We start from the raw sequence: 26840 nt of genomic DNA on the forward strand, positions 1-26840 counted from the left end.
GCTTAGCGCTCCATCGGGGTTTCGTTCGGGCCGCGCAGCACGATGTCGAACGTGTAGCCGAGCGCGTACGCTTCCTCGGTCGTGTCGAGCGAGAAGCGCGAGATCAGGCGCTCGCGTGCTGTTTCGGGCGTGCCCTGGAAGATCGGGTCGTGGGCGAGCAGCGGGTCGCCGGGGAAATACATCTGCGTGACGAGGCGCGAGCCGAAATACTCGCCGAACAGCGAAAAGTGGATGTGGTTCGGGCGCCACGCGTTCGGATGATTGCCCCACGGATACGCGCCCGGCTTGATCGTCAGAAAGCGGTAGCGGCCCTCGTTGTCGGTCAGGCAGCGGCCCGCGCCGAGAAAGTTCGGATCGAGCGGTGCGTCGTGCTGGTCGGCCTTGTGCACATAGCGGCCCGCCGCGTTGGCTTGCCAGATCTCGACCAGCGTGTTGCGCAGCGGCCGCCCGCCTTCGTCGAGCACCCGGCCGGTGACGATGATGCGCTCGCCGAGCGGTTCGCCATTGCGCACGGCGTTGCGCGTCAGGTCGTGGTCGAGCGGGCCGAGGTCTTCGGCGCCATAGACCGGCACGCGCTGGTCGCGCAGCTTTTCCTTCAGCGGAATCAGCGGGCGCGTCGGGCCGCGTTTCACGGACGAGCGGTAGGCGGGATGAAGGTACGCGGGATGGGACGCGAAGTCCCGCGGGGTGAGCGTCGGCTCGTCCATGCGGTGTCTCCTGGGGATCGGATTGATACGGGTATGAGCGGACTTTATCTAATCCAGGAAGTTATGCAAAATGATGTTTTATTGCTATTCGTATAACAGTCTGTTATGCAAAGAAGTCTTGCGGATAGCCGCGTCAAGTTCCGTCACCTGCAGTGCTTTCTCGCGGTCGCGCAGTTCGGCGGCGTGCAGAAGGCGGCGGCCAGCCTGTCGATCACGCAGCCGGCCGTGTCGAAAACGGTGGCCGAGCTGGAGGCGATCCTCGGTGTGCGGCTGTTCGAGCGCGGCCGGCATGGCGCGGTGCCGACCCGCGAAGGTCAGTTGTTCATGCCGCACGCCAACGCCTGTGTCAGCGCGCTGCGCGAGGGGGTGGACCTGCTCGCGCAGGTGGAGGGCGCGGCGTCGGCCACGCTGTCGATCGGCGTGCTGCCGACCGTCGCCGGCGCGCTGATTCCGCCGGTGCTCAGGCGTTTCGCGCAGCAGTGGCCGCGTGTCAGCGTGCGTCTGGCGACCGGAGCGAACGCGGAATTGCTGGAGCGGCTGAAGGCCGGCGAGATCGAGTTTGCGGTCGGGCGGCTGGCCGATCCGGAACGCACGGTCGGTCTCAGTTTCGAGCAGCTGTTCAGCGAGCCGTTGATCGCGGTCGTGCGGGCCGGGCATCCGCTCGCGTCGGACGGCGCGTCCCCGGCGGCAAGGCTCGACGGCTTTACCGTGGTCGTCCCGCCGTTCGGCACGCTGATCCGGCAATCCGCGGACAGCCTGCTGGCCGCGTGGGGCGTTCTGCCCTTGCCGGCTTTTGTCGAGGTGCTGTCAGTGTCGACGGGGCGCGCGCTCGCGCTCGAGAACGACGCACTCTGGCTCGTGCCGCAAAGCGCAGTGGAATACGAACTGGCTCACCGGCTGCTCGTGCGCGTGCCGCTGCCGGTTGCGGGGACCGACGAGCCGGTCGGACTGATTCGCCGTTCCGACACGCAGCCTTCGCCGGTCGGGCGGGCGCTGATCGAGGCGCTGCGCGCGGTCGCGCGCGAGCGGATGGCGCAGCATGCGGACAGTCACGAGCCGAAGCGGCGCGGCAGACCGCGCTGATCCGCGGGCGGCCGCGGGGGCTCCAATGTGAACTATCTGGTACAAAATTCGGTTGCGCGCGGCGCCCCACCCGGTGTACAAACACGGTGCGCAAGCCATGCGCCGCGCGTACCGGTGTGCGAGCGCAGCGCACATGCGACATGGTTGGCGGCGACGAACGTACCTGAAAGGAGATAGCCATGCCCAGCGACCTGCCTTCTCGGAGCGACGCCCTGAAGGCCGCGGCGGATCCGCTGCACAATCCGCTCGGTACGGCGGGACTGGAGTTCGTCGAGTTTGCCGCGCGCGATCCGCAGGCGCTTGCGCGCATGTTCGGGCAGCTCGGTTTCAAGCCGATCGCACGCCACGTCAGCAAGGACGTCACGCTGTATCGTCAGGGCGAGATGAATTTCCTCCTGAACGCGGAGCCGGACTCGTTCGCCGCGCGTTACGCGCAGGAGTATGGCGCCGGCATTTGCGCGCTGGGCTTGCGCGTGGCGGATGCGCAGGCGGCGTACGAGCGCGCGATCGGGCTGGGCGCGTGGTCGTTCGAAGGCGAGCGCGTGGGCAAGGGCGAACTGGTGATTCCGTCGATCCAGGGCATCGGCGATTCGCACATGTACTTCGTGGACCGCTGGCGGGGGCGCGGCGGGCTGCGCGGCGGCGTCGGCGACATCTCGATCTTCGACATCGATTTCCGCCCGATCGAGATCGACACCGCTCAGGCGGACCTGAGCCACGTGGGCACGGGCCTGATCGCGGTCGATCACCTGACGCAGACGGTGGGCGCGGGCCGCATGCAGGAATGGCTCGATTTCTATCACGATCTGCTGAATTTCCGCGAAATCCGCGAGCTGCACGCGAACTGGCACATCAGCGCCGATTCGCGCGTGATGGTGTCGCCGTGCGGCGCGATCCGCATCCCGCTGTACGAGGAGGGCACGCGCCGCACCGACCTGATGCATGCGTATCTGCCCGATCATCCGGGCGAGGGTGTCCAGCACATCGCGCTCGCGACCGCGGATATCGTCGCGTGCGTCGAGCGGCTCGCGGCCAATGGCGTCGAGATGGTCGAGCCGCCCGCGCGCTATTACGAACAGATCGATGCGCGTCTGCCGGGGCACGGCCTCGATCTCGCGCGGCTCCAGCGCGGCCGCATTCTGGTGGATGGCGAGATGGGCGCCGACGGCGTGCCGCTGCTGTTCTTTCAGACGTTCGTGCGTCGCGGCCCGGGCGAGATTTTCTTCGAGATCGTGCAGCGCAAAGGGCATCACGGGTTCGGCGAAGGCAATCTCGCCGCGCTCGCGCAGGCGCGCGATGCCTGAAGCCGGGCCGCCGGACGCCGGCGCTGCGCGGATGCAGCCGATCTAGGTGCGCGGCGGCTCGGGCGGCGGCAGCGGGACGTCCGCACGGGTGGCCATCCACAGGACCTCGGCGTCTTCTTCGCTGGTCGAGATGGCGGCGTGACCGGTGCGGCTGTCGAAATAGATGCTGTCGCCCGCGTTCAGATGCGTGGGGGCGTAAAGCTCGGAATACAGGCACACGCTGCCGCTGATCACGTAGAGAAATTCCTCGCCCTCGTGGCGTCCCCAGTCGTCGAACGCGTCGAGCGTATGCGCGGAAATGCGGATGCGAAACGGCAACATCGCCTTGTGCGCGAGGTCGGTGGCGAGCAGCTCCATCTGGTAGCCGCGATACGCGTGACGCTGGCCGGCGCCCTTGCGGGTCAGCGCGCGCCGGCCGCCGGCGCTGGCAATCGGCGCCGAGCCGAACAGCTCGCCGATTTCGATCTTCAGACCGAGCACGATCTTCTGCAAGACGTCGAACGTGGGAGACATCAGCCCGTTTTCCACTTTCGAGAGGGTCGAGCGCGAAACGCCGCATAGCCTGCTCGCCGTTTCGAGCGTCAGGTCCTGCGCCTGGCGCGCAGCCCTCACGCGCCGGCCCAGATCCGGGGTCGACGGTTCGGCGGGTTTTGTGAGGTGAGTGTCCATGGACGTGAAGCAGGGAAAAGCGCCTGCCGGCGCGCGGTGTTTCCGATCATAACACCCCGTTCGCGCGACTCGCCGCCGAGGGCGGGCTTTGTGCGCGGCCGATGTGGGATCGGGAGGGGCCAGGACCGGCCGCGGTTTTTCGGATCGGAAACGGGCGCAGCCGCGCCCGCTCATTCGGCTATTCGCCCTGGGCCTGCTGCAGATAGTCAGCGAGCGTCCTGATCCGCGCCTCGGTCAGGTTCGACAGGCATTGCGAATGATTCACCTGTGCCCATTGCGGCGCGCCGCTCGCGAGGCTGATGCGGAACTGGCATTCCGCGTTGCGGTAGGCGAGCCACGCGCGGTGAGCGGCGGTCAGGTCTTCGCGCGGATGGGTATGCAGACGCGGATCGTCGCGCAGCGTGGCGAGCAGTTTGTTGTAGAGGCCGTCGAGCTGCTGGTCGTCCCGAATGCGCACCTGTTCGGCGCATTGAAAGCTCGCCTGCGCACTCGACATGCCGGGTCCGCCTGACGGATGGCTGCAATCGGCAGCGTGGGCCGCGAGCGGCATCACGACGAGGGGCAGCAGGGCGGCGACGCTATGCAGGAACTTCACGGGCAATCCTTTGATGTATAGGACGGTGGGCGCGGGCGCCTGCTCCAGGGCAAATGCGCGGCGCGCCCGGCCGGTGCGCGTCAGCGGTCGAGGAACGAGCGCAGGCGGTCTGCGCGGCTCGGATGCATCAGCTTGCGCATTGCCTTGCTTTCGATCTGGCGAATCCGCTCGCGCGTCACGTCGAACTGCTTGCCGACTTCTTCGAGCGTGTGGTCGGACTTGGTGTCGAGACCATAGCGCATGCGCAGCACCTTTGCTTCGCGCGGCGACAGCGAGTCGAGCGCGTCGTCGATCGCGAGCCGCAGATTCGCCTGCACCGCGGCATCCGCGGGCGAGGTGACGCCGGTGTCCTCGATCATGTCGCCGAGCGTCGCATCGCCGTCCTCGCCCATCGGCGTTTCCATCGAGACCGGCTGGCGCGCGATCTTCAGGATGCTGCGCACTTTCTCCTCGGTCAGGTCCATGCGCTCGGCGAGCACCGACGGATGCGGTTCGAGGCCGGTCTGCTGGGTGATCTCGCGGGAGATCCGGTTCAGCTTGTTGATCGTCTCGATCATGTGCACCGGCACGCGAATCGTGCGCGCCTGATCGGCGAGCGAACGCGTGACGGCCTGCCGGACCCACCACGTCGCATACGTCGAGAACTTCCAGCCGCGCCGGTATTCGAACTTGTCGACGGCCTTCATCAGGCCGATGTTGCCTTCCTGGATCAGATCGAGGAACTGCATGCCGCGGTTCACGTACTTCTTGGCGATCGAGATCACGAGGCGCAGGTTCGCCTCGATCATTTCGCTCTTCGCCTTGCGCATCTTCGCCTCGGCGGCGACCATCTTGCGATTGATTTCCTTGAGCCGCTGCAGCGGCAGCGAGACCACGTCCTCGATCGCGATCAGCTTTTGCTGCTCGGCCTGGATCGCGGGCAGGTGGCGCTCGAGCGCGGGGCCGAAGTCTTTCGACTTCTTCGCCATGCGCATCGTCCAGTCCAGATCGGTTTCGTGGCCGGGGAACGTGTCGATGAAGAGCTCGCGCGGCATGCCGCTGCGCTCCAGCACGATCTGCTGGATGCGCCGTTCGATGGCACGCACTTCCGTCACCCGGTTATGCACGTTGCCGCACAGGCGGTCGATGGTGCGCGCGGTGAAGCGTAGTGCGGCGAGTTCCTGCTGGATGTCGGTGCAGGCGCGCCGGTAGGCGGCCGACGACGTGTCGCCCTTCGCCTGCAGCGCGGTGACGTCGGCAAAGCGCGCGCGCACGCGCGCGAAAATGTCGAGGCAGTCCGCGGTGAGCTTCTTCAGACGCGCTTCGTCCATGCCGCTGGAGTCGGCGGAGATGTCGTCGTCATCATCGCTGCTGTCGTCGTCGCTGGCTTCGGCTTCGAGTTCGGCGGGCGGGTCGGCGCTTTCGTCCTCGACCTGCGCTTCGTCGCCGCTGTCGTTCAGACCGTCGATCAGTTCGTCGATGCGCAACTCGCCGGCCGCGATCTGCTCGGCGCTCGCGAGAATGGCCGCGACCGCCGACGGGCACGCGGCGATGGCCTGCACCATCTCGTTCAGACCGTCTTCGATACGTTTGGCGATGGCGATTTCACCCGCGCGCGTGAGCAGTTCGGTGGCGCCCATTTCCCGCATGTACATGCGCACCGGGTCCGTGGTGCGCCCGAATTCGGAGTCGACGGTCGACAGCGCGACTTCGGCTTCCTCATCGGCCTGATCGTCCGAGTCGATCGGCGAGTTGGCGTTCAGCAGCAGCGCTTCTGCGTCGGGCTCGGTTTCGTAGACGGCCACGCCCATGTCGTTGAAGGTCGCGACGATGGTTTCCATCGCAGCCGTCTGGGCGAAGTTGTCGGGCAGGTGATCGTTGATCTGCGCGTGCGTCAGATAGCCGCGCTCCTTGCCCAGCTGGATGAGGGCGCGCATCTGGCGCTGCTGTTCCTCGACCGGCTGGGGAGCGGCGTCGGCTGCGGCCGGGAGCGCCTTGCCTGCATTCTTGCCCTTGGCGTTGCGTCCGGCCGGAACCTTGATGTTGAATCCGGCCGTGCTGTCTGCGGAATCGTCCCGATCGAATGGGTTCAATATCTTCTCCTCGAAGGCTTCGCAATGAGGCGCGGGTCGCGACGCTCACGCGCAGGGGCAAGGCTGCAACGGTCACGGCCGTGACTGTTGCAGCCGGAAAGTTTGTCAGTGCTCGGATAGGGAGCGAAAAGATTGGCCCGCTCGCAGCGGGCCGATGGAAGCGCGCGAATTTCGCGCGGCGAGCGATTATATCCGAACTCGACGTCCTGCTTGTTTCGTGTTTGAGAATTGTTGCGGATGAGTCAAGTGGTGCGCGCCCTGATGGACGGAACCGGTGTCGACAAGGTCAGGTTCACGGTCTGACTATCCGCGTGGTCCAGTGTTCGCTGTGGCTGCAAATTTTTTCGCAGGTGGAGTTGACGGGGGGGAGGAGGTTCTGCATAATCTCGTTTCTCTGCTGCAGACGCAGCAACGCAGCGAAGCAGCGCCGGAGTGAACAGGGCAGTAGCGGGGCGCAGCACGCAGCGAATGTTCTTTAAAAACATACAGCCGATAAGTGTGGGCACTTGATGCAGGGCGCGCAGCGCGGGGTTCGCAAGAGCCGCGCGCAGGGCAAAAGTATCAAAGTGTCTCACACAGTATTGAAAGGAAGGTCAGGGCTGCTTCGTCAAGGGGCAGGGCCTGGCCACAACGTCAGTACGTTGAGTGAGCGACCGGTTTAGCGGGAGACCGCGGAACCGAAAACAGTAACAGGTTTGAACTGAAGAGTTTGATCCTGGCTCAGATTGAACGCTGGCGGCATGCCTTACACATGCAAGTCGGACGGCAGCGCGGGCTTCGGCCTGGCGGCGAGTGGCGAACGGGTGAGTAATACATCGGAACGTGTCCAGTAGTGGGGGATAGCCCGGCGAAAGCCGGATTAATACCGCATACGATCTGTGGATGAAAGCGGGGGACCTTCGGGCCTCGCGCTACAGGGGCGGCCGATGGCAGATTAGCTAGTTGGTGGGGTAAAGGCCTACCAAGGCGACGATCTGTAGCTGGTCTGAGAGGACGACCAGCCACACTGGGACTGAGACACGGCCCAGACTCCTACGGGAGGCAGCAGTGGGGAATTTTGGACAATGGGGGCAACCCTGATCCAGCAATGCCGCGTGTGTGAAGAAGGCCTTCGGGTTGTAAAGCACTTTTGTCCGGAAAGAAAACCTTTGAGCTAATACCTCGTGGGGATGACGGTACCGGAAGAATAAGCACCGGCTAACTACGTGCCAGCAGCCGCGGTAATACGTAGGGTGCGAGCGTTAATCGGAATTACTGGGCGTAAAGCGTGCGCAGGCGGTGCTGTAAGACCGATGTGAAATCCCCGGGCTTAACCTGGGAACTGCATTGGTGACTGCAGCGCTGGAGTATGGCAGAGGGGGGTGGAATTCCACGTGTAGCAGTGAAATGCGTAGAGATGTGGAGGAACACCGATGGCGAAGGCAGCCCCCTGGGCCAATACTGACGCTCATGCACGAAAGCGTGGGGAGCAAACAGGATTAGATACCCTGGTAGTCCACGCCCTAAACGATGTCAACTGGTTGTCGGGCCTTCATTGGCTTGGTAACGTAGCTAACGCGTGAAGTTGACCGCCTGGGGAGTACGGTCGCAAGATTAAAACTCAAAGGAATTGACGGGGACCCGCACAAGCGGTGGATGATGTGGATTAATTCGATGCAACGCGAAAAACCTTACCTACCCTTGACATGGATGGAACCCCGCTGAGAGGTGGGGGTGCCCGAAAGGGAGCCGTCACACAGGTGCTGCATGGCTGTCGTCAGCTCGTGTCGTGAGATGTTGGGTTAAGTCCCGCAACGAGCGCAACCCTTGTCCCTAGTTGCTACGCAAGAGCACTCCAGGGAGACTGCCGGTGACAAACCGGAGGAAGGTGGGGATGACGTCAAGTCCTCATGGCCCTTATGGGTAGGGCTTCACACGTCATACAATGGTCGGAACAGAGGGTAGCCAAGCCGCGAGGTGGAGCCAATCCCAGAAAACCGGTCGTAGTCCGGATCGCACTCTGCAACTCGAGTGCGTGAAGCTGGAATCGCTAGTAATCGCGGATCAGCATGCCGCGGTGAATACGTTCCCGGGTCTTGTACACACCGCCCGTCACACCATGGGAGTGGGTTTTGCCAGAAGTGGCTAGTCTAACCGCAAGGAGGACGGTCACCACGGCAGGATTCATGACTGGGGTGAAGTCGTAACAAGGTAGCCGTATCGGAAGGTGCGGCTGGATCACCTCCTTTCCAGAGCCTGCGCCATGGCGCAAGTGCTCACGCTTATCGGCTGTAGGCATGACAGACTCAGGGGTCTGTAGCTCAGTTGGTTAGAGCACCGTCTTGATAAGGCGGGGGTCGCTGGTTCGAATCCAGCCAGACCCACCAATCTGTCGGAGGCGGGCCCCTGGGGGAAGACATGGGGGGCATAGCTCAGCTGGGAGAGCACCTGCTTTGCAAGCAGGGGGTCGTCGGTTCGATCCCGTCTGCCTCCACCAGTCCTCAATGCACGAAGCGCCTGCGGTGGCAGGGCCTGCGTGCATTGGCGATTGAGCCAGTCATGGCGGCGCGCACAGGGTGTGCGCCGGCTGTCGTTCTTTAACAATCAGGAAGAAGTAGTAAAGAGATTGGCCGAAAGCATCTCGAGATGGATGCGAGTAGGTGAATCAGGGTTGTGATTGTATCGATGTATCTCAGGGCCCTCGGAAGAGGGCAGTGGAATACGGCACAACGCGAAAACTCAACCTGTAGCGGGAAGGTGTCGGAAGAGACACACCTGTTATAGGGTCAAGCGAACAAGTGCATGTGGTGGATGCCTTGGCGATCACAGGCGATGAAGGACGCGGTAGCCTGCGAAAAGCTGCGGGGAGCTGGCAAACGAGCTTTGATCCGCAGATGTCCGAATGGGGAAACCCACTCCGAATGGAGTATCCGTGGCTGAATACATAGGCCATGCGAAGCGAACGCGGCGAACTGAAACATCTAAGTAGTCGCAGGAAAAGAAATCAACCGAGATTCCCAGAGTAGTGGCGAGCGAAATGGGAGCAGCCTGTACTCTTTATCTGCATTGTCAGCTGAACGCTCTGGAAAGTGCGGCCATAGTGGGTGATAGCCCCGTAGGCGAAGGCAGTGTGGAAGAACTGGGTGTACGACAAGTAGGGCGGGACACGTGAAATCCTGTCTGAAGATGGGGGGACCATCCTCCAAGGCTAAATACTCGTGATCGACCGATAGTGAACCAGTACCGTGAGGGAAAGGCGAAAAGAACCCCGGGAGGGGAGTGAAAGAGATCCTGAAACCGCATGCATACAAACAGTCGGAGCCTCGCAAGGGGTGACGGCGTACCTTTTGTATAATGGGTCAGCGACTTACATTCAGTGGCGAGCTTAACCGAATAGGGCAGGCGTAGCGAAAGCGAGTCCGAACAGGGCGTCCAGTCGCTGGGTGTAGACCCGAAACCAGGTGATCTATCCATGGCCAGGCTGAAGGCACGGTAACACGTGCTGGAGGGCCGAACCCACTAACGTTGAAAAGTTAGGGGATGAGCTGTGGATAGGGGTGAAAGGCTAAACAAACCTGGAAATAGCTGGTTCTCTCCGAAAACTATTTAGGTAGTGCCTCGTGTATCACCTTCGGGGGTAGAGCACTGTCATGGTTGAGGGGTCCATTGCGGATTACCTCGCCATAGCAAACTCCGAATACCGAAGAGTGCAATCACGGGAGACAGACATCGGGTGCTAACGTCCGGTGTCAAGAGGGAAACAACCCAGACCGCCAGCTAAGGTCCCGAAATATGGCTAAGTGGGAAACGAAGTGGGAAGGCTAAAACAGTCAGGAGGTTGGCTTAGAAGCAGCCACCCTTTAAAGAAAGCGTAATAGCTCACTGATCGAGTCGTCCTGCGCGGAAGATGTAACGGGGCTAAGCCATATACCGAAGCTGCGGATGCACAGCAATGTGCATGGTAGGAGAGCGTTCCGTAAGCCTGCGAAGGTGCACCGGAAGGTGTGCTGGAGGTATCGGAAGTGCGAATGCTGACATGAGTAGCGATAAAGGGGGTGAAAGGCCCCCTCGCCGTAAGCCCAAGGTTTCCTACGCAACGTTCATCGGCGTAGGGTGAGTCGGCCCCTAAGGCGAGGCAGAAATGCGTAGCTGATGGGAAGCAGGTCAATATTCCTGCACCAGTGTGAAATGCGATGGGGGGACGGATCGCGGAAGGTTGTCCGGGTGTTGGAAGTCCCGGTCGCTGCGTTGGAGAAGGTGCTCTGGCAAATCCGGGCACGGGATTCAAGGGCGTGGCGCGAGCTTCTCCGGAAGCGAAGCAACTGGAAGGGGTTCCAGGAAAAGCCTCTAAGCTTCAGTTTCACATTGACCGTACCGCAAACCGACACAGGTGGGCGAGATGAGTATTCCAAGGCGCTTGAGAGAACTCGGGAGAAGGAACTCGGCAAACTGGTACCGTAACTTCGGGATAAGGTACGCCCTTGTAGCTTGACAGGCCTGCGCCTGGAGGGTGAAAGGGTTGCAATAAACTGGTGGCTGCGACTGTTTAATAAAAACACAGCACTCTGCAAACACGAAAGTGGACGTATAGGGTGTGACGCCTGCCCGGTGCCGGAAGATTAAATGATGGGGTGCAAGCTCTTGATTGAAGTCCCGGTAAACGGCGGCCGTAACTATAACGGTCCTAAGGTAGCGAAATTCCTTGTCGGGTAAGTTCCGACCTGCACGAATGGCGTAACGATGGCCACACTGTCTCCTCCCGAGACTCAGCGAAGTTGAAGTGTTTGTGATGATGCAATCTCCCCGCGGCTAGACGGAAAGACCCCATGAACCTTTACTGCAGCTTTGCATTGGACTTTGAACCGGCCTGTGTAGGATAGGTGGGAGGCTGTGAAGCGTGAACGCCAGTTTGCGTGGAGCCGTCCTTGAAATACCACCCTGGCTTGTTTGAGGTTCTAACCTTGGGCCCTGAAGCGGGTCTGGGGACAGTGCATGGCAGGCAGTTTGACTGGGGCGGTCTCCTCCCAAAGTGTAACGGAGGAGTACGAAGGTACGCTAGGTACGGTCGGAAATCGTGCTGATAGTGCAATGGCATAAGCGTGCTTGACTGTGAGACTGACAAGTCGAACAGGTGCGAAAGCAGGTCATAGTGATCCGGTGGTTCTGTATGGAAGGGCCATCGCTCAACGGATAAAAGGTACTCTGGGGATAACAGGCTGATACCGCCCAAGAGTTCATATCGACGGCGGTGTTTGGCACCTCGATGTCGGCTCATCTCATCCTGGGGCTGTAGCCGGTCCCAAGGGTATGGCTGTTCGCCATTTAAAGAGGTACGTGAGCTGGGTTTAAAACGTCGTGAGACAGTTTGGTCCCTATCTGCCGTGGGCGCTGGAAGTTTGAGGGGGCCTGCTCCTAGTACGAGAGGACCGGAGTGGACGAACCTCTGGTGTACCGGTTGTCACGCCAGTGGCATCGCCGGGTAGCTATGTTCGGAAGAGATAACCGCTGAAAGCATCTAAGCGGGAAACTCGCCTCAAGATGAGACTTCCCCGGGGCTTCGAGCCCCTTGAAGGGTCGTTCAAGACCAGGACGTTGATAGGTCAGGTGTGGAAGCGCAGTAATGCGTTAAGCTAACTGATACTAATTGCCCGTAAGGCTTGATCCTATAACCGGTGTGTTTCGCCGCCCCCGAACCGGGATGCGCGGCAGACCACCCGGGTTGAGATCGCGTGTTGTGCCTGAAACAACGCAACCCCGCTTCAGCATCCCTCTTTACGCTTCTTCCCGATTGGCTGCGGCGCCGTGCCGGCGACGCAGCAACCCGTCATGCCTGATGACCATAGCGAGTCGGTCCCACCCCTTCCCATCCCGAACAGGACCGTGAAACGACTCCACGCCGATGATAGTGCGGATTCCCGTGTGAAAGTAGGTAATCGTCAGGCTCCTCATGCCCTCGCTCCGAACCCCGTCCACCTCCGTGGCGGGGTTCGGCCGTTTACGGAAAGACTATAATTTTGTCGTTCCGGTATTTGAGATCGATTTTTTGACCGGCGGCACAGGCGGAGACTATTGGTCGAATAAAGCGCGTCTTGTAAGAAATCTGAATGGTTGATGGCGAAAAGCTTTCTTTTTGTAATAAGCTTTGTCGGCCTGATTTCAGATACTCCCACCTCTCACGCTACGGCTTTCGTGCATTGAAACGGGTCGTCAGATCGTTGCAAAACATCGGGTTTTGCACAGGCATCCGTCTCACTCCAGAAAGCTAGACCATTGATTCCAATGAAGTTTACCGCCTGTTGTCTACATGGCCAGCAGGTGCATGTGGCGCTGCAAAAATATTGTTTTTGGGTTATGCTGGTTAACCCTCGGCGGAAGTGCGCCTTTTCGACGCACTGACCTGGCGCTGAAACTTACTTCAGCGCCGCCCGAATGAAGGTTAAATGTAATTTTCATTGCAATGCTTTCGGCAGCAAAGCGTTGTGTCGGACGGTTTTCTGCCTCAGACCTTGAAGATCAAATGCAATCCCCTCCGCTCTTAAGCCTTCTGATCTGGGTCCCCATCGTGGCGGGGATCATTGTTCTGCGGGCGGGCGCCAGTTCGCCGGTCCGCGCGCGCTGGCTCGCTCTTGTCGGCGCACTCGCAGGGGCCGCGCCGGTCGTTCCGCTGGTCGCCGGCTTTCAGAATGGCGCGCCGGGAATGCAGTTCGTCGAGAACGCCAAGTGGCTGCCCACGTTCGACATCGCGTGGCATCTCGGCGTGGACGGAATTTCGCTGTGGCTGATCGTGCTCACCGCATTGACCACATTGATCATCGTCGTCGCGGGCTGGCGGTCTATCACGCTGCGCAGCGCGCAATATTTCGGCTCCTTCCTGATGCTGTCGGGTTTCATGCAAGGCGTGTTCAGCTCGCTCGACGGCATGCTGTTCTTCATCTTCTTCGAAGCGACGCTGATTCCGCTCTATCTGCTGATCGGTACCTGGGGCCACAAGAACCGTCGGCACGCCGCGGTCAAATTCTTCTTCTTCTCGCTGGTCGGCTCGCTGATGATGCTGATCGCGATGCTGTATCTGTACGCGCAAACGCAGAGCTTCGATCTCGCGCGCTGGCAGTCCGCGCAGCTCGGGTTCGTGCCGCAGGCGCTTGTCTTCCTCGGGTTCCTGGCCGCCTTCGCGGTGAAAGTGCCGATGTGGCCGGTGCATAGCTGGCTTCCGGACGTGCACCTCGACGGTCCGACCGGCGCGGCCGTCCTGATCGGCATGCTGAAGATCGGCGGCTATGGCCTGCTGCGTTTCGCGTTGCCGATCACGCCGCAGGCGTGTCATTTCTTCGCCCCGGCCATGATCACGCTGGCGCTCGTCGCGGTGATCTACTCAAGCCTGCTCGCGCTCGTGCAAACCGACATGCGCAAGCTGCTCGCGTACTCGTCGGTTTCTCACATGGGCCTCGTGACGCTCGGCCTGTTCATCTTCAACCCGCTCGGCCAGTCGGGCGCGGTCATGCAGATGGTCTCGTACGGCATCATCTCCGGCGCGATGCTGTTGTGCACCGGCATGCTCCACGATCGCACGCAGAGCTGCGCGATCGACGCGTATGGCGGGGTCGTCAATACGATGCCGAAGTTCGCCGTGTTCACGATGCTCTTCGCAATGGCCAACGTCGGGCTGCCGGGCACCGCCGGGTTTGTCGGCGAGTTCATGGTGCTGATGGGCGCCGTCGGCTTCAACTTCTGGATCGGCGCGCTCGCGGCGTCCACCCTGATTCTGAGCGCGGCTTACACCTTGTGGATGTACAAGCGCGTGATCTTCGGCGCGGTAAAGAACACGCGCGTCGCGAACCTGCGCGACATCGGCCGGCGCGAATTCCTGCTGCTCGGTGCGATGGCGGTCATGGTGCTGGGCATCGGCATCTATCCGAAACCTTTCACCGATGCAATCAGTGCGACCTCGCAAACGCTGCTCGCACAAGCGGACCGTTCGGCGCAGCCCGCCTCGCTTGCCAACGCCGACAGCCAGCAGGCAGCACGTACGGTTGCCAATGTCAATCCGACCCATGCGCCGGGTTGATCGAACCATCGTTTTTGTGTCGCCAGGTATCATTTTTGTGCCGTTGCGCGACTGAACAGTTGCGATGTGCGGCCCAATGCTTCATCATGCGCGCGCAGCCTTCTGGTTGCGCGCGCAGTTTTGCAAGTGGTCCGGCGTTACGCCAGCCGTTTGATCGACCTGTATCGAACGGCCCCGGTTTTTCGTCCCCGCGTCGCTGCGACAACGTGTCACACGGTCCAGTCCCGCAACACATCGTTGCAAAATTCGCTGTTTTTATTCGGCAGACGGGGCTTTACCATGCGTCCGCTTTCACTGGAGGCGGTCGGATGATATTCGTCAAAGACGTAAAGAGCAGGCAATCGATATGAAAGAAAAGACTCTAAGAGGATCGATGAGTTTCGTGGCCATCGGTCTGGCATCGCTGCTCTCGGGCTGCAGCAATCTCGATCTGTTGAACCCCAAAGGCAGTGTGGGCGTCGCGGAGCGAGACCTGATCGCCACGTCCACGTGGGCGATGCTGATCGTCGTGATCCCGGTGATCCTGATGACGCTGTTCTTTGCGTGGCGTTACCGTGCATCGAACACGAGCGCTGACTATCGTCCGAACTGGTCGCACTCGACCGCCATCGAAGTGGTGGTGTGGGTGGTGCCGACGCTGATCATCGTGTTCCTTGGCGTGTTGACGTGGAAAAGCACGCACGAGCTCGATCCGTACCGTCCGCTCGAATCCCAGGTGAAGCCGATCAACGTCGAGGTCGTGTCGCTCGACTGGAAATGGCTCTTCATTTATCCCGATCTGGGCATTGCGACCGTCAACCAGGTCGCGTTCCCGGTAGGTACGCCGGTCAACTTCAATATCACGTCCGACTCGGTGATGAACTCGTTCTTCATCCCGCAGCTGGGCAGCCAGATCTATGCAATGGCGGGCATGCAGACGCGTCTGCACCTGATCGCCGACGATGCAGGCAACTATGCGGGCCTGTCGGCCAACTTCAGCGGCAACGGTTTCTCGGACATGAAGTTCCGCGCGCTCGCGGAATCGCCGGCCGATTTCGACAAGTGGGTTGCCCAGGTGCGCGCGTCGACGGATCACCTCGACATGAACCGGTACAACACGCTGACGCAGCCGGGCGGGAAGGTACCGGTGACGTACTTCTCGTCGGTTGATCCGAAGCTGTTTGAAAACATTGTTGCAAAGTACAACAACGGCCACTTCGTCGATTTCGGTGCGTCGTGTGGTTCGAAGGGGTAAATATGTTCGGTAAGCTCACATTAGACGCGATTCCCTACCACGAGCCCATTATCGTGGTGGCGGGCGGCGGCATGATTCTGGCCGCGCTCGCGGTGCTCGGCGCAATTACGTATCTCGGCAAGTGGAAGTATCTGTGGACCGAGTGGCTCACGTCCGTCGACCACAAGCGGCTCGGCGTGATGTACATCTTCGTCGCGCTGATCATGCTGCTGCGCGGCTTCGCCGACGCGATCATGATGCGCACCCAGCTTGCGATCGCGTATCACAACCCCGGTTATCTGCCGCCGCATCACTACGACCAGATCTTCTCGGCACACGGCGTCATCATGATCTTCTTCATGGCGATGACGTTCATGATCGGCCTGATGAACCTCGTCGTGCCGCTGCAGATCGGCGCGCGCGACGTCGCGTTCCCGTTCCTGAACTCGGTGTCGTTCTGGCTGACCGCGGTGAGCGTGATCCTGATCAACATCTCGCTCGTGGTCGGCGAATTCGCGAAGACGGGCTGGCTGGCGTATCCGCCGCTGTCGGAGCTGCAGTTCAGCCCGGGCGTGGGGGTCGACTACTACATCTGGAGTCTCCAGCTTTCGGGTATCGGCACACTGCTGACAGGCGTCAACTTCTTCGTGACGATCGTGAAGATGCGCGCGCCGGGCATGACCTACATGAAGATGCCCGTGTTCACGTGGACCGCGCTGTGCACGAACGTGCTGATCATGGCTGCGTTCCCGATCCTGACGGTTACGCTGGCGCTGCTCGGCCTCGACCGCTACATCGGCACGCACTTCTTCACGAATGACGGCGGCGGCAACGCCATGCTGTACCTGAACCTGATCTGGGCATGGGGTCACCCCGAGGTGTACATCCTGATCCTGCCGGCGTTCGGTATCTTCTCGGAAGTGATCGCGACGTACGCACGCAAGCCGCTGTTCGGCTACAAGACGATGGTCTATGCGACCTGCGCGATCATGGTGCTGTCGTTCGTCGTGTGGCTGCATCACTTCTTCACGATGGGCTCCGGCGCCGACGTCAACGCGTTCTTCGGCATCGCGACGATGATCATTGCGATTCCGACGGGCGTGAAGATCTTCAACTGGCTGTTCACGATCTACAAGGGGCGTCTCGAGTTCTCGACCCCGGTGCTGTGGACGCTCGGCTTCATGATCACCTTCACGATCGGCGGCATGACCGGCGTGATGATGGCGATCCCGGGCGCGGACTTCGTGCTGCACAACAGCCTGTTCCTGATCGCGCACTTCCACAACGTGATTATCGGCGGCGTGCTGTTCGGTTATCTGGCCGGGTTCAACTACTGGTTCCCGAAGGCGTTTGGCTTCAAGCTGAACGAAAAGCTCGGCAAGCGTGCGTTCTGGTTCTGGCAGATCGGTTTCTGGGTCGCGTTTGGACCGCTCTACGTGCTGGGCTTCATGGGCATGACGCGTCGTCTGAACCACTATGACAACCCGGCATGGCATCCGTGGCTGCTGGCCGCGGAAGTCGGCGCCATCCTCGTCGCCATTGGCATCGCGCATCAGGTCGCGCAGCTGTACGTGAGCATCCGTGACCGCAACCTGCCGGAAAACCGCGACCTGACCGGCGATCCGTGGAATGCCCGCACGCTCGAATGGGCGACGACCTCGCCGCCCCCGATCTACAACTTTGCGATCCTGCCGACCGTGCACGAACTCGACGAACTCGCCTATCAGAAGGCGAACGCGAAGAAGGTGCAGGAAAAGCCGGTGTACCGCGACATCCATATGCCGTCCAACACGGGTGCAGGCGTCTTCATCGGCGTATTCGCCCTCGTGCTCGGCTTCGCGGCGATCTGGCACATCTGGTGGCTCGCGATTATCGGCTTCGCCGGTGCGATCGGCACGGTGATCGCGCGCAGCTTCGCAACCGATGTCGATTACTACATCCCTGCCGAGACGGTCCGAATGATCGAAGAACGGCGTTCTGGTTCCGGCGCCGGCGCGGCGACCGAGTTGGTGGAGGCTGACTGACCATGCAGAATATTTCTCTCGCACATCCGTCGCATTCGGCGCACGACGCGCACGATGCCGACCACGTGCCGTCGCAATCGGTATTCGGGTTCTGGCTGTACCTGATGACCGACTGCATTCTGTTCGCTTCGCTGTTCGCGGTATTCGCGGTGATGAGCGACCAGTTCGCGGGCGGCCCGACCGGCAAGGACCTGTTCGAGATCCCCGGTGTCGCGCTCGAAACCGCGGCGCTGCTGCTGAGCTCGATTACGTATGGCTTCGCGATGCTCGGCGCGTACAAGGGCAAGAAGGGCGCGGTGCTCGGCTGGCTGGCCGTCACGTTCCTGCTGGGCGTGTCGTTCCTCGTGCTGGAACTGCGCGAGTTCGCGCACCTGATCGAAGTGGGCGCAGGCCCGAGCCGCAGCGCATTCTGGTCGTCGTTCTTCACGCTGGTGAGCACCCACGGTCTGCACGTGACCTTCGGTCTGCTGTGGATGGTGGTGCTGTCCGTGCAGGTGATCCGCGCGCCGGAACTGACCGAGCGCGAACTGCGCCGCCTCACGTGCCTGAGCCTGTTCTGGCACTTTCTGGACATCGTCTGGATCGGCGTGTTTACCTTCGTTTATCTTGCGAGTGTGATTTAAATGGACCATAGCCATACCACTCACGCGGGTGAAGGCCACGGCAGCTTCGGCACCTACGCGGTCGGCTTCATCCTCTCCGTTGTACTGACCGCGGCGGCATTCGGCCTGGTGCTGAGCGGCGCGGTGTCGCCGCACGCGGCGCTGCTGGGCATTGCCGGCCTCGCGTTCGTGCAGATCGTCGTTCACCTCGTGTGCTTCCTGCACATGAACTCGTCGTCGGCGCAGCGCTGGAACATCACGGCGTTTGCCTTCACGGTGCTGACCGCGGTGATCCTGATCATCGGTTCGCTGTGGATCATGCATAACGTCGGCTTGAACATGATGTCGCGTTAAGCACTTCGCGCTTCACACCTGACAAGCGGCCCCTTCTGAAGGGGCCGTTTTGTTTTGAGCGCCGTTCTGACGCGCGTCCCGATGCGCGGCTCGCGCGATGGCCGGCGCTAAAACTGGCCGATTGGCGAGACCGCTAACACGATTCAGCGACCTTTGGCATACTGCCGGTTAGCCGCGCGCCACGCGTATCCGGTATCTGGGATGCCGTGTCGCGCCCCCGCCGACCGTCCTCAGCGGGGCCCGCAAGGGCCGATTTCCAGGCGGTTCGCCTCTTCCACGCAGCATCGTCGATGAACCTGTCCAGGCTCGCCAGTCTCGCGCGCATTCCTCACTTCGTGCCCCTTGCTAGCGCCACGCTGATGCTGGGGATTGCGATGTCGTTCACCGCGCCGTATCTGTCCTTGTTCGGCGTCGAGCAGGCGGCGATGACGCCCCTGCGACTCGGCCTGTTCATGACGGTGATCGCCGCCAGCGGCGTCGGCGCGAGCGCATGGGCGGGCAAATGGTCGGACCGTCACGGTCATCATCGAACGCTGCTGCTCGCCGCGCTCGCGGCGGCGGCATTCGGCTTTTTGCTGCTTTGTTTCGTGCGCAACTATCACGCGCTGCTGGTCATCGGGATTGCGTTTCTCGGGGCGGGCGGCTCGGCGCTGTCGCTGGTGTTCTCGTTCGGGCGCGTCGCACTGCCGGTCGCCGGCGAAGCGGAGCGCACGTTCGCCACCGCGACGTTGCGCACCGTGCTGTCGGGGGCATGGGTATTCGGCCCGTCGGTGGGTGCGCTCGTGCTGGCGGGCACCGGCTTCTACGGCCTCTTCCTGTTCGCCGCGGCATGCTTTGCGGCCTGTGCCGCGATCGTCTGGCGCATGCGCGAGGTGCCGCACGCGCTCGCGCCTGCCCCGCAACCGGAACACGTCGCGGGGGATCCGGCTTCGTCGCTGGAGGTGACCGCGGTCGAGCCGGAGAATCCGATCGAGCCGGATTTCGTGCATCCGCTCGCACCGCCTCGCGTGATCTGGCGCGCGGTGCTGGCGTTGACGCTGATCGGTCTTGCCGCGAACGCGACGATGATCGTGCTGCCGTTGTACGTCGTGCACGGACTGCACGGCACGCGCATCGACGTATCGATCATGCTCGGCCTTGGCGCATTCCTCGAAATCCCGATGATGCTCGCGCTCGGCGCGCGCGGAGAGCGGCTCAACAAGGCGCGCTGGCTGGCTGCGTGTGCGGGCGTGCATACGCTGTACTTCGTCTGCGTGGCGGGGGCGGCGTCGATTCCCTTCCTGATCCCGATGCAGGGGCTGAACGCGTTCGTGGTCGCGGTGACGTCCTGCCTCGGCCTGACATACGTTCAGGATCTGATGCCGCGCACACCGGGCGAGGCGACCGCGCTGTTCTTCAATTCGGCGCGGGTCGGGTCGATCCTGTCGGGGGTGCTGTCGGGACTGATGGTCGCCGCGCTCGGCTATCGCGGCACGTTCTTGTGCTGTGGCTGCCTCGCGCTCGGTGCGCTGATCCTGTTCGCAGATCCGCCGTGGCGTCGCATCGCCGCTCGCATGCAGGCGTACTGGCCACGCCGGGACGGTATGTGAGCGGGTGCGTGAGCGACACGTGAGCAGTGTGCGGGCTGTGCGTGGGCGGGAAACAAGCGGGCCCTGAGCGGCAAACAAGCGGCAAACAAGCGGCCTCGCGCTCAGGGCTCGGGCGGCGCATCCGTCGGCGTGCGCGTGCTCTGTCGAGCCGCTGACGCGGACAGCGCGCGACAGCGTCGCGCGAGCGGCCGCCGGGGCGACCCGTCGCCGGCCTTGTGACCGCATGCGCGCGCTGCCGTTCATCACGGCGTGCCGGGCTTCCTGCTGGCGATCCATGCCGCGGTGCGGCTCGCAATGTAGTGCGCATACTCGGCACGGGTGTGCAGCGGGGGCATCGTGTGATGCGTGCCGCCCTGCGCATCCGGCACCGGCAACCGCGCGACCAGTTCCGCGTGGATCTGTTGCAGATGCGACGGCGCGTCCTGTGCCGGCGCCGCTCCGTTCGAAATCGGCACGACGACGCCTGCGAGCGGATCGTCGGTGCGCGCGAGCGCGAGCGTCAGCGCGTCGCCGACGTCCTGCGCGGCGGCGTCTCGCGCAGTCAGCGACGGCAGGTTCCAGCGCGTTTCGACGGTCTTCAGGATCGACGTGTGATCGAGCGGCGTCGTGCCGTCCGCCACGCGGAACACGCTGCCGGGTTCGATCAGCGGCGACACGAGCACGGTCGGCACGCGCACGCCGAAGCGCCGGAAGTCGAAGCCGTATTCGCCGACCGAGCCGTCCGGCGGCACGGCGTCGAGCGGCGGCGCCACATGGTCGTAACAGCCGCCGTGCTCGTCGTACGTGACGATCAGCAAGGTGCGCTGCCATTGCGCGTCGTTGCTGCGCAAAGCGTAGTAGACGTCGTGGATGAATTGTTCGCCGAGCGCGACGTCGTAGTTCGGATGCTGGCTGTTGCCCGCCGCGTCCCAGCTGGGTTCGAGAAACGTATAGGCGGGCAGCGTGCCCGCCTGCGCGGCGCGCTGAAAATCCGCGAAGAGCCCGAAATGGCTGTCCGGCGCGGCGGACGTATCCGGGAAGTTCAGGCGCGTGAGCGGCTGCTGGTCGTAGCCGTAGATAGCCCAGCTGACGCCGTGCTGCGTCAGCAGACCGAAGATGCTCGGCGCAGTGAAGGACTTCGTCGTGTCGTCCATGTGGCCCTGGCTCGTCGCCGCGCACACGAAGGCGCGGTTCGGCAGCGTTTCCGTGGGCACGGAACTGAACCACTGGTCGCAAACGGCGTAGCCGCGCGCGAGCCCCGACAGCACCGGCAGCATCGACGGCGTGAACATGCCCATGATGTCGGTCGCGACGGTGCCGGGCAGCACCGACCAGCTGGGCTTCTTCGATTCCCAGCCGAGCGTGTACGCGTAGTCGGTCACGAAGCCGCGGTTGCCCGCCGCGGGCGGCGACGGAGGATGAATGCTGCCGAACAGCTGCGCGTTGGTCGCGGAGTAGCCTTCGCCCGGGTCGGCGCCTGGCTGGAAGTACGCGTTTTCGTCGTCGGCTCTGATCGGATAGACGCGCACGGGCTCGCCGTCGACACCCGGATTCGATTCGGCGCCCGTGAGGCCGTCGAACGGTTGGCCCGACGCCGACCGGTTCTGCTGGTCCGTGTAGAGAAAACCCAGCATGTGGTCGAATGACCGGTTTTCGAGCATCAGCACGACGATATGCTCGATCGCATCGAGGCGATTGGCCATGCTTGCCTCCAGATTGCCGCGCAGGGCGTCAGGGGTGGTCGGTGGTCCGCGAGGCGCCCGCGCACGGGGCCTTCGGCGCACTACTCTGCACTTCTACGCCGGTGCTGCGTCGCCAGCGTGACAGCGTGACAGCGTGACAGCGTCGTCCCGGCGCGGCCGTCGTCGTGCCCGCGCGGTCAGGCGAACGCGGTGCGCTGCAAGCCGGCATCCTGTTCCCACTGATGCTTTTCGTGTGCGCCGGCCGCATGGGCTTCGGCTTCCGAGCCGAACTGCGCGTCGCTATAGGCGACCACCTTCTTGCCGATGCCGTGCGGCCGGGGAAGCGTCAGCGCCCAATGCCAGCTGCCGTCCTGTTCGAAAACGTGAAGCGTGATCTCGGGTGAGCTACGCGGATTTGTCATCTTTACCTCCGCTCGTCGTAAGCTGCGGGGCATCGACGCCCCCCTGCTGGCGTTTGACCGGCGCCGGGGTGGAATGTTGCGACGCAACATCAAAAATGATGCAAAAACGGCCTGAATATCCCGCGATATGAAAGGCAGTTTAAAGCTTGCCCGAAGCTTCGTTAAATCATCGGCAAAGCCATACCGGATCATCGTTTCGCGCGCGCGGTTCCGACCCCGTCTATTCGGTGGCCCGGACGCCGGGTTTGCTTAAAAGTTGAGCACAAACGTGTTACGATGCGAATCTTGGGCGTTGCTTTGTGGCGGCGCACAAAGCTAACCATGTCGTCAGTCTGGAGGGTAGTGTGGCATTCGAACATCGTGGTTTTCGTGTAAATGTCGATGTGACGCCGGATGAACTGGGCGTCCAGTGGCTTTGTCGCGCCGTGATCGAGCGCGTCGATGGCGATACCAGCAAGGGCGTGCCGGAAAGTCCCGAACTGGCGATTCCCCGCCTGAAGATCGATCCGTTGATGGCCATGAGCACGCTTGAGCATCGCGCCAAAGTGCTGATCGACGAATTCTGCGACCGCGAGCACGTTTAATCGCAGGAAGGCGCGCGGCGCGCCACGTTGTCGCGGCGCCGGAGCAACGTGCCGGAATCGTGCCGCATCAATGACATCGCGTGCTTGCCCCACGGTTGTCCACAGGCTTGCGAACAGAATCTGTGGGTAACTGCCTTGATGAACTGCCGCGGCGTCCTGTGCGCGTGCCGGGTGGGGCGACGCCGAACCGGCAGGCGCCTGCCCGCTGCGCGGGGCGCTGAATCGCCAGTCGCTGTGTAGCCGGTCGCTGTGTAGCCAGTCGCTGTATGGCCTGTCCTTGTATAACCGGTCGCCGTATAACCGTTTTTGCGCGAGGATAATCATTCGGACTGCAGAGCATAAGGCGCTCGACTTCCGCACCCGTCTACCCCCCGTATATCCCACTCTGCCGCGCTTGTCCCGGCAACGGCGCACGCATGGCACGCACGGTGCTCAACGCGAGCCGGATCAACCACTTGCGCGACGTGTCCGCAGGATATCCACAGGCTTGCCGACAGTTTCTGTGGAGAACGCTCACACGCCGCGCCCACTTGCCGCGCTTACTCCGGTAGCACCGCGACCGACGCTTCGCTCGTCTGCATCAGAAAGGTCAGCGATTCTTGCAGATACAGCCGGACCACGTCGTCACTGTGGCTCAGGTAGCCGATCGACAGGTCCTGGCCGACGTGCAGGTCGAAGTCGCCGCCGCGCGTGGACAGCACGCAGCCGCCGTCGATGGCCGGCGCCCAGATGATCTCGCCGTTGACGAGCCGCTTGATGTGTTCGAGCACCGGATAGCCCTGATCGCTGGCTTCGCTGAGCGCGGTGTACGCATCGGCGCCGAGCAGCACCGAATAGGGGCCGTCGACGCCGGCAAGGCGCGGTTGCGCGAGCGCCCTGGCGATCACCGCCGGATAGTCCCGCACGTTCGCGGGCAGCGTCAGTGCGGGATTCGACGAACCCTCGCGGATACCGACGATGTGCGCCGCCTTGTAGCCGTCGAAGAGCGTGCGGTCTTCCGCGTAGGCAAGCTGTTGCGCGGCGTCCTTCGCCGGTTGCCAGTCGGAGTCGCGCGCGCCGCGCTCGACGTCGTCGATCGCGCTGCGCTGCAATTCGAACGGCACGCGCAATTCGACGAGCGCCTTCACTTCGCGCCGACGCGCGCCGATGCCCGGCTGCGGCGGCTCGATCGCGCTCTGGTGGCCGGTCCCGACGGCCGCGAGACCGGCGCCGGCCGGACCGTGCAGGTCGACCACCCGGCGGCCGGCCAGCGAGCGCCGGAAGGTGCGCGCGACTTCCTCCTCGATTTCCGACCACGCGGCTGCGGAGATCGGGGCGAGTTCGCGGTGCAGATTATTCATGGCGTGGAGCTCCTTTGAGCGAGCCGATGTTCAGCGAGCCGTCGCTGGAACCGGCGGACGAGGGGGATTCGGGGACCGGCGCCGCACCGGCTGGACTGCGGGCGGCGAGCGCGTCGAGCAGCGGCCCGGCGGGGGCGAAGAACAGTCCGCCGGTGACGGCGCGGCTGAAATCGAGCAGCCGGTCGTAGTTGCCGGGCGGACGGCCGACGAACATGTTTTCGAGCATCTGTTCGATGGGCGCGGGCGAGCGCGCATAGCCGATGAAATAGGTGCCGAACTCGCCCGAGCCGGGGCGGCCGAACGGCATATTGTCGCGCAGGATCTTGATCTCTTCGCCGTTCTCTTCGAGCACGGTCAGCGCATTGTGCGCGTTGGCCGGTTTCTCGGAGTCGTCGAGTTCGATGTCCGAGAGTTTCGTGCGTCCGATGATGCGCTCCTGCGCCTCGACCGTGAGCGCGTTCCAGCCCGTCATGTCGTGCAGGTATTTTTGCACCAGCACGTAGCTGCCGCCCGCGAACGCCGGATCCTCGTCGCCGATCACCGTGAAGCGGACCGCTTCGCTGCCTTCCGGATTCTCGGTGCCGTCGACGAAGCCGACGATGCTGCGCTGGTCGAAATAGCGAAAGCCGTGCACTTCGTCGACGGTGCTCACCGCGCCGCCGAGCGGCGCAAGCAACTGGGTTGCCAGTTCGAAGCACAGGTCCATCTGGTCGGCGCGGATGTGCAGCAGGATATCGCCGGGCGTCGCGATCGCGCGCCGGCCGGGCGGCCCGAATTCGCGAAACGGATGCAGCGCCACGGGACGCGGCGCGCCGAACAGCGTATCCCACGCGTTCGCGCCGAACGCGCACACGCACGACAGCGCCGCTGCCGGCACGCGCTTGCCGACCGAGCGAACGCGCGCGGCGATGTCCGCGCACCACGCGCGCACGGTGTCGTGATGCACCGGATCCGGGCCGAGCGCGAGGACCAGAAAGATCGCGCTGCGTGTCACCGGAGCGGCGATCGCCTGAGGTTCGGGAACAGGCGAAGTGGACGGGTTGGGCATCGGGGGCTCGGCGGGTGAGAGGGCTCGGCAACAGCATAGCTCAGCGGGTGGCAAAGCGCGGAATTGATGCGGTCGCAACGGCTTGCGAGAGGGGCAATTCGCGGGATTGCCCCGGCCCCGGTTGGGATTTCACAACGGTATTGCGTTGCGTCACATCCGTTGCTGGACGCCCGATGGGCAGGCATGCAAGCATCCGGTCCGGCGTCGCACGAACGCTCATCGAAACCGGACCGGCGCATGCGTTATCGCCGGCCGGCGGATTTAAAACAAGCTGTTTCGATTCGAGACACTGGAGATTTCATGAAAAAGCACCTCATCGCGTTGGCCGTTTCGGCCGCAGCGGCTGCCCCGGCATTCGCGCAAAGCAGCGTGACCCTGTATGGCGTGATCGACGAAGGAATCGACTACACCAACAACGTCGGCGGCGGCCATGTCTACGAACTCGCGAGCGGCTACGCGCAAGGCAGCCGCTGGGGCCTGAAGGGCGCCGAAGATCTGGGCGGCGGCCTGAAGGCGATCTTCCAGCTGGAAAACGGCTTCAACGTGAATTCGGGCGGCCTCGGCCAGGGCGGCCGCATGTTCGGCCGGCAAGCGTTCGTCGGTCTGGCGAGCAACACGTACGGCACGGTGACGCTCGGCCGCCAGTACGACTCGGTGGTCGACTATCTCGCGCAGACGACCGCGAACGGCAACTGGGCGGGCTACCTGTTCGCGCATCCGTACGACAACGACAACACCGACAACTCGTTCCGCCTCGATAACGCGGTCAAGTATGCGAGCCCGGACTTCAACGGCTTCCAGTTCGGCGGCGCGTACGCGTTCAGCAACGATACGAACTTTGCGAACAACCGCGCGTACAGCCTCGGTGCGCAGTACGCGAACGGCGGCCTGCTGCTCGCGGCCGCCTACCTGCAGGCGGACAACGTCGGCAGCGGCTCGACCGGCGCGGTCACCGCGAACGACGCCAGCTTCATCGCCGCGCGCATGCGCGTGTTCGGCGCGGGCATCAACTACACGTTCGGTCCGGCGACGCTGGGCTTTGCCTACACGAACACGAACTACAGGAACCCGACCGGCAACGGCTACCTCGGCACGCCGGGTGCGATCGTCGCGGCCGGCTCCACGCTGAACACGCTGAAGTACCAGAACTTCGAAGTGAACGGCAAGTACCAGATCACGCCGGCCTTCTTCGTCGGCGCCGAGTATGTGTACACGATGGAGAACTATGACGCGTCGACCGGCTCGACCCAGCCGAAGATCCATCAGGTCGGCCTGATGGCGGACTACAACCTGTCGAAGCGCACCGACTTCTACGTGCAGGGCGTCTACCAGAAGGTCGCGGGCGACAAGACCGGCTCGATCCTCGACGACGCATTCATCACCGGCACCGATGCGCCGTCGTCGACGTCGGACCAGGTGGTCGTGCGCGTCGCGCTGCGTCACAAGTTCTAACCACCACGCGGCATCACACGACGTGATGCCCTTTGCGGCTCATCGCGCGGCATCTCCGCGCGATGAGTCTTTTTGCC

General features: G+C 62.8%; 18 protein-coding genes, 2 tRNA genes and 3 rRNA genes. 15 read left to right on the forward strand and 8 right to left on the reverse strand.

Annotated features, from left to right (window positions below):
* Window positions 1-2: 2 nt before the first annotated feature.
* Entirely contained in the window at window positions 3-707 is a 705-nt protein-coding gene (gene pcaH / locus AC3AP7_RS20305; RefSeq protein WP_487364360.1) for a protocatechuate 3,4-dioxygenase subunit beta, read from the reverse strand.
* 105 nt (window positions 708-812) lie between these two features.
* Here pcaH and pcaQ point away from each other — a divergent pair, with 105 nt between their 5' ends.
* The gene (gene pcaQ, locus AC3AP7_RS20310; RefSeq protein WP_487364361.1) at window positions 813-1790 is read left to right on the forward strand and encodes a pca operon transcription factor PcaQ; all 978 of its coding nucleotides are present in this window, start codon (window positions 813-815) and stop codon (window positions 1788-1790) included.
* A 179-nt stretch (window positions 1791-1969) separates the two neighbouring features.
* Window positions 1970-3094: a 4-hydroxyphenylpyruvate dioxygenase family protein gene (locus tag AC3AP7_RS20315; RefSeq protein WP_487364362.1), complete on the forward strand. Its 1125-nt coding sequence runs from the start codon at window positions 1970-1972 to the stop codon at window positions 3092-3094.
* A gap of 42 nt (window positions 3095-3136) precedes the next feature.
* Here the strand turns inward: AC3AP7_RS20315 and AC3AP7_RS20320 are convergent, their stop codons facing one another.
* From AC3AP7_RS20320 to rpoD, 3 genes are all read right to left on the reverse strand, one after another.
* Window positions 3137-3763, reverse strand: coding sequence for a helix-turn-helix domain-containing protein (locus AC3AP7_RS20320; RefSeq protein ID WP_487364363.1), 627 nt, complete (start codon window positions 3761-3763; stop codon window positions 3137-3139).
* A 178-nt stretch (window positions 3764-3941) separates the two neighbouring features.
* Complete coding sequence (locus AC3AP7_RS20325) at window positions 3942-4358, reverse strand: lysozyme inhibitor LprI family protein (protein ID WP_487364364.1); 417 nt, start codon at window positions 4356-4358, stop codon at window positions 3942-3944.
* An 80-nt stretch (window positions 4359-4438) separates the two neighbouring features.
* Window positions 4439-6430 carry an RNA polymerase sigma factor RpoD gene (gene rpoD / locus AC3AP7_RS20330; RefSeq protein ID WP_487364365.1) on the reverse strand — a complete coding sequence of 664 codons (1992 nt, stop codon included), beginning with the start codon at window positions 6428-6430 and terminating at the stop codon, window positions 4439-4441.
* Between the two features lie 697 nt (window positions 6431-7127).
* Between rpoD and AC3AP7_RS20335 the strand changes: the two genes are divergently transcribed.
* The 11 genes from AC3AP7_RS20335 (at window position 7128) to AC3AP7_RS20385 (ending at window position 20256) form a co-directional block, all read left to right on the forward strand.
* Window positions 7128-8658: ribosomal RNA gene (locus tag AC3AP7_RS20335) — 16S ribosomal RNA — on the forward strand.
* Window positions 8659-8719: 61 nt separating this feature from the next.
* Window positions 8720-8796: transfer RNA gene (locus AC3AP7_RS20340), tRNA-Ile, on the forward strand.
* A gap of 34 nt (window positions 8797-8830) precedes the next feature.
* Window positions 8831-8906 (forward strand) — tRNA-Ala (locus AC3AP7_RS20345).
* A gap of 287 nt (window positions 8907-9193) precedes the next feature.
* A 23S ribosomal RNA gene (locus tag AC3AP7_RS20350) occupies window positions 9194-12074 on the forward strand.
* Window positions 12075-12238: 164 nt separating this feature from the next.
* Window positions 12239-12351 (forward strand): 5S ribosomal RNA (gene rrf, locus AC3AP7_RS20355).
* The 16S, 23S and 5S rRNA genes sit together here with 2 tRNA genes alongside, the layout of an rRNA operon.
* Window positions 12352-12926: 575 nt before the next feature.
* Entirely contained in the window at window positions 12927-14474 is a 1548-nt protein-coding gene (locus tag AC3AP7_RS20360; protein ID WP_487364366.1) for a complex I subunit 4 family protein, read from the forward strand.
* A gap of 346 nt (window positions 14475-14820) precedes the next feature.
* On the forward strand, window positions 14821-15708 hold the full coding sequence (gene cyoA, locus AC3AP7_RS20365; protein WP_487364367.1) for a ubiquinol oxidase subunit II: 888 nt from the start codon (window positions 14821-14823) through the stop codon (window positions 15706-15708).
* Window positions 15709-15710: 2 nt separating this feature from the next.
* Window positions 15711-17711 carry a cytochrome o ubiquinol oxidase subunit I gene (gene cyoB, locus AC3AP7_RS20370; RefSeq protein WP_487364368.1) on the forward strand — a complete coding sequence of 667 codons (2001 nt, stop codon included), beginning with the start codon at window positions 15711-15713 and terminating at the stop codon, window positions 17709-17711.
* A gap of 2 nt (window positions 17712-17713) precedes the next feature.
* A complete protein-coding gene (gene cyoC / locus AC3AP7_RS20375) occupies window positions 17714-18334 on the forward strand; it encodes a cytochrome o ubiquinol oxidase subunit III (protein ID WP_487364369.1) in 621 nt (206 codons plus the stop codon).
* Complete coding sequence (cyoD, locus tag AC3AP7_RS20380) at window positions 18335-18667, forward strand: cytochrome o ubiquinol oxidase subunit IV (protein WP_487364370.1); 333 nt, start codon at window positions 18335-18337, stop codon at window positions 18665-18667.
* A gap of 290 nt (window positions 18668-18957) precedes the next feature.
* Window positions 18958-20256, forward strand: coding sequence for a sugar efflux transporter (locus AC3AP7_RS20385; RefSeq protein WP_487364371.1), 1299 nt, complete (start codon window positions 18958-18960; stop codon window positions 20254-20256).
* 242 nt (window positions 20257-20498) lie between these two features.
* Here AC3AP7_RS20385 and AC3AP7_RS20390 read toward each other — a convergent pair whose 3' ends face one another.
* Together AC3AP7_RS20390 and AC3AP7_RS20395 are read right to left on the reverse strand one after the other, a co-directional pair.
* The gene (locus AC3AP7_RS20390; RefSeq protein ID WP_487364372.1) at window positions 20499-21938 is read right to left on the reverse strand and encodes an alkaline phosphatase family protein; all 1440 of its coding nucleotides are present in this window, start codon (window positions 21936-21938) and stop codon (window positions 20499-20501) included.
* A gap of 176 nt (window positions 21939-22114) precedes the next feature.
* Window positions 22115-22339, reverse strand: coding sequence for a hypothetical protein (locus AC3AP7_RS20395; RefSeq protein ID WP_487364373.1), 225 nt, complete (start codon window positions 22337-22339; stop codon window positions 22115-22117).
* Window positions 22340-22683: 344 nt separating this feature from the next.
* On the opposite strand from AC3AP7_RS20395, the gene AC3AP7_RS20400 reads away from it, so the two are divergent.
* Window positions 22684-22923, forward strand: coding sequence for a hypothetical protein (locus AC3AP7_RS20400; RefSeq protein ID WP_487364374.1), 240 nt, complete (start codon window positions 22684-22686; stop codon window positions 22921-22923).
* Between the two features lie 539 nt (window positions 22924-23462).
* Here AC3AP7_RS20400 and AC3AP7_RS20405 read toward each other — a convergent pair.
* Window positions 23463-24263, reverse strand: a complete 801-nt coding sequence (locus tag AC3AP7_RS20405; RefSeq protein WP_487364375.1) for a family 1 encapsulin nanocompartment shell protein — start codon at window positions 24261-24263, stop codon at window positions 23463-23465.
* Window positions 24256-25311 (reverse strand): Dyp-type peroxidase, encoded by a 1056-nt coding sequence (locus AC3AP7_RS20410; protein ID WP_487364376.1) that lies wholly within the window; start codon window positions 25309-25311, stop codon window positions 24256-24258. Before AC3AP7_RS20410 ends, AC3AP7_RS20405 begins: the two co-directional genes overlap by 8 nt.
* Window positions 25312-25611: 300 nt before the next feature.
* On the opposite strand from AC3AP7_RS20410, the gene AC3AP7_RS20415 reads away from it, so the two are divergent.
* Window positions 25612-26763: a porin gene (locus AC3AP7_RS20415; protein ID WP_487364377.1), complete on the forward strand. Its 1152-nt coding sequence runs from the start codon at window positions 25612-25614 to the stop codon at window positions 26761-26763.
* Window positions 26764-26840 lie beyond the last annotated feature (77 nt).

The sequence above is a fragment of the Paraburkholderia sp. PAMB 6770 genome (genome assembly GCF_057748135.1).

Bases quoted from the DNA above. Each gene is read 5' to 3' on its own strand.
- cyoA (WP_487364367.1), top strand. From the start codon at position 14,821: ATGAAAGAAAAGACTCTAAGAGGATCGATGAGTTTCGTGGCCATCGGT.
- pcaH (WP_487364360.1), bottom strand. From the start codon at position 707: ATGGACGAGCCGACGCTCACCCCGCGGGACTTCGCGTCCCATCCCGCG.
- AC3AP7_RS20415 (WP_487364377.1), top strand. From the start codon at position 25,612: ATGAAAAAGCACCTCATCGCGTTGGCCGTTTCGGCCGCAGCGGCTGCC.
- cyoD (WP_487364370.1), top strand. From the start codon at position 18,335: ATGGACCATAGCCATACCACTCACGCGGGTGAAGGCCACGGCAGCTTC.
- AC3AP7_RS20315 (WP_487364362.1), top strand. From the start codon at position 1,970: ATGCCCAGCGACCTGCCTTCTCGGAGCGACGCCCTGAAGGCCGCGGCG.
- AC3AP7_RS20395 (WP_487364373.1), bottom strand. From the start codon at position 22,339: ATGACAAATCCGCGTAGCTCACCCGAGATCACGCTTCACGTTTTCGAA.
- AC3AP7_RS20320 (WP_487364363.1), bottom strand. From the start codon at position 3,763: ATGGACACTCACCTCACAAAACCCGCCGAACCGTCGACCCCGGATCTG.
- AC3AP7_RS20410 (WP_487364376.1), bottom strand. From the start codon at position 25,311: ATGCCCAACCCGTCCACTTCGCCTGTTCCCGAACCTCAGGCGATCGCC.
- pcaQ (WP_487364361.1), top strand. From the start codon at position 813: ATGCAAAGAAGTCTTGCGGATAGCCGCGTCAAGTTCCGTCACCTGCAG.
- cyoC (WP_487364369.1), top strand. From the start codon at position 17,714: ATGCAGAATATTTCTCTCGCACATCCGTCGCATTCGGCGCACGACGCG.
- AC3AP7_RS20390 (WP_487364372.1), bottom strand. From the start codon at position 21,938: ATGGCCAATCGCCTCGATGCGATCGAGCATATCGTCGTGCTGATGCTC.
- AC3AP7_RS20360 (WP_487364366.1), top strand. From the start codon at position 12,927: ATGCAATCCCCTCCGCTCTTAAGCCTTCTGATCTGGGTCCCCATCGTG.
- AC3AP7_RS20405 (WP_487364375.1), bottom strand. From the start codon at position 24,263: ATGAATAATCTGCACCGCGAACTCGCCCCGATCTCCGCAGCCGCGTGG.
- AC3AP7_RS20385 (WP_487364371.1), top strand. From the start codon at position 18,958: ATGAACCTGTCCAGGCTCGCCAGTCTCGCGCGCATTCCTCACTTCGTG.
- cyoB (WP_487364368.1), top strand. From the start codon at position 15,711: ATGTTCGGTAAGCTCACATTAGACGCGATTCCCTACCACGAGCCCATT.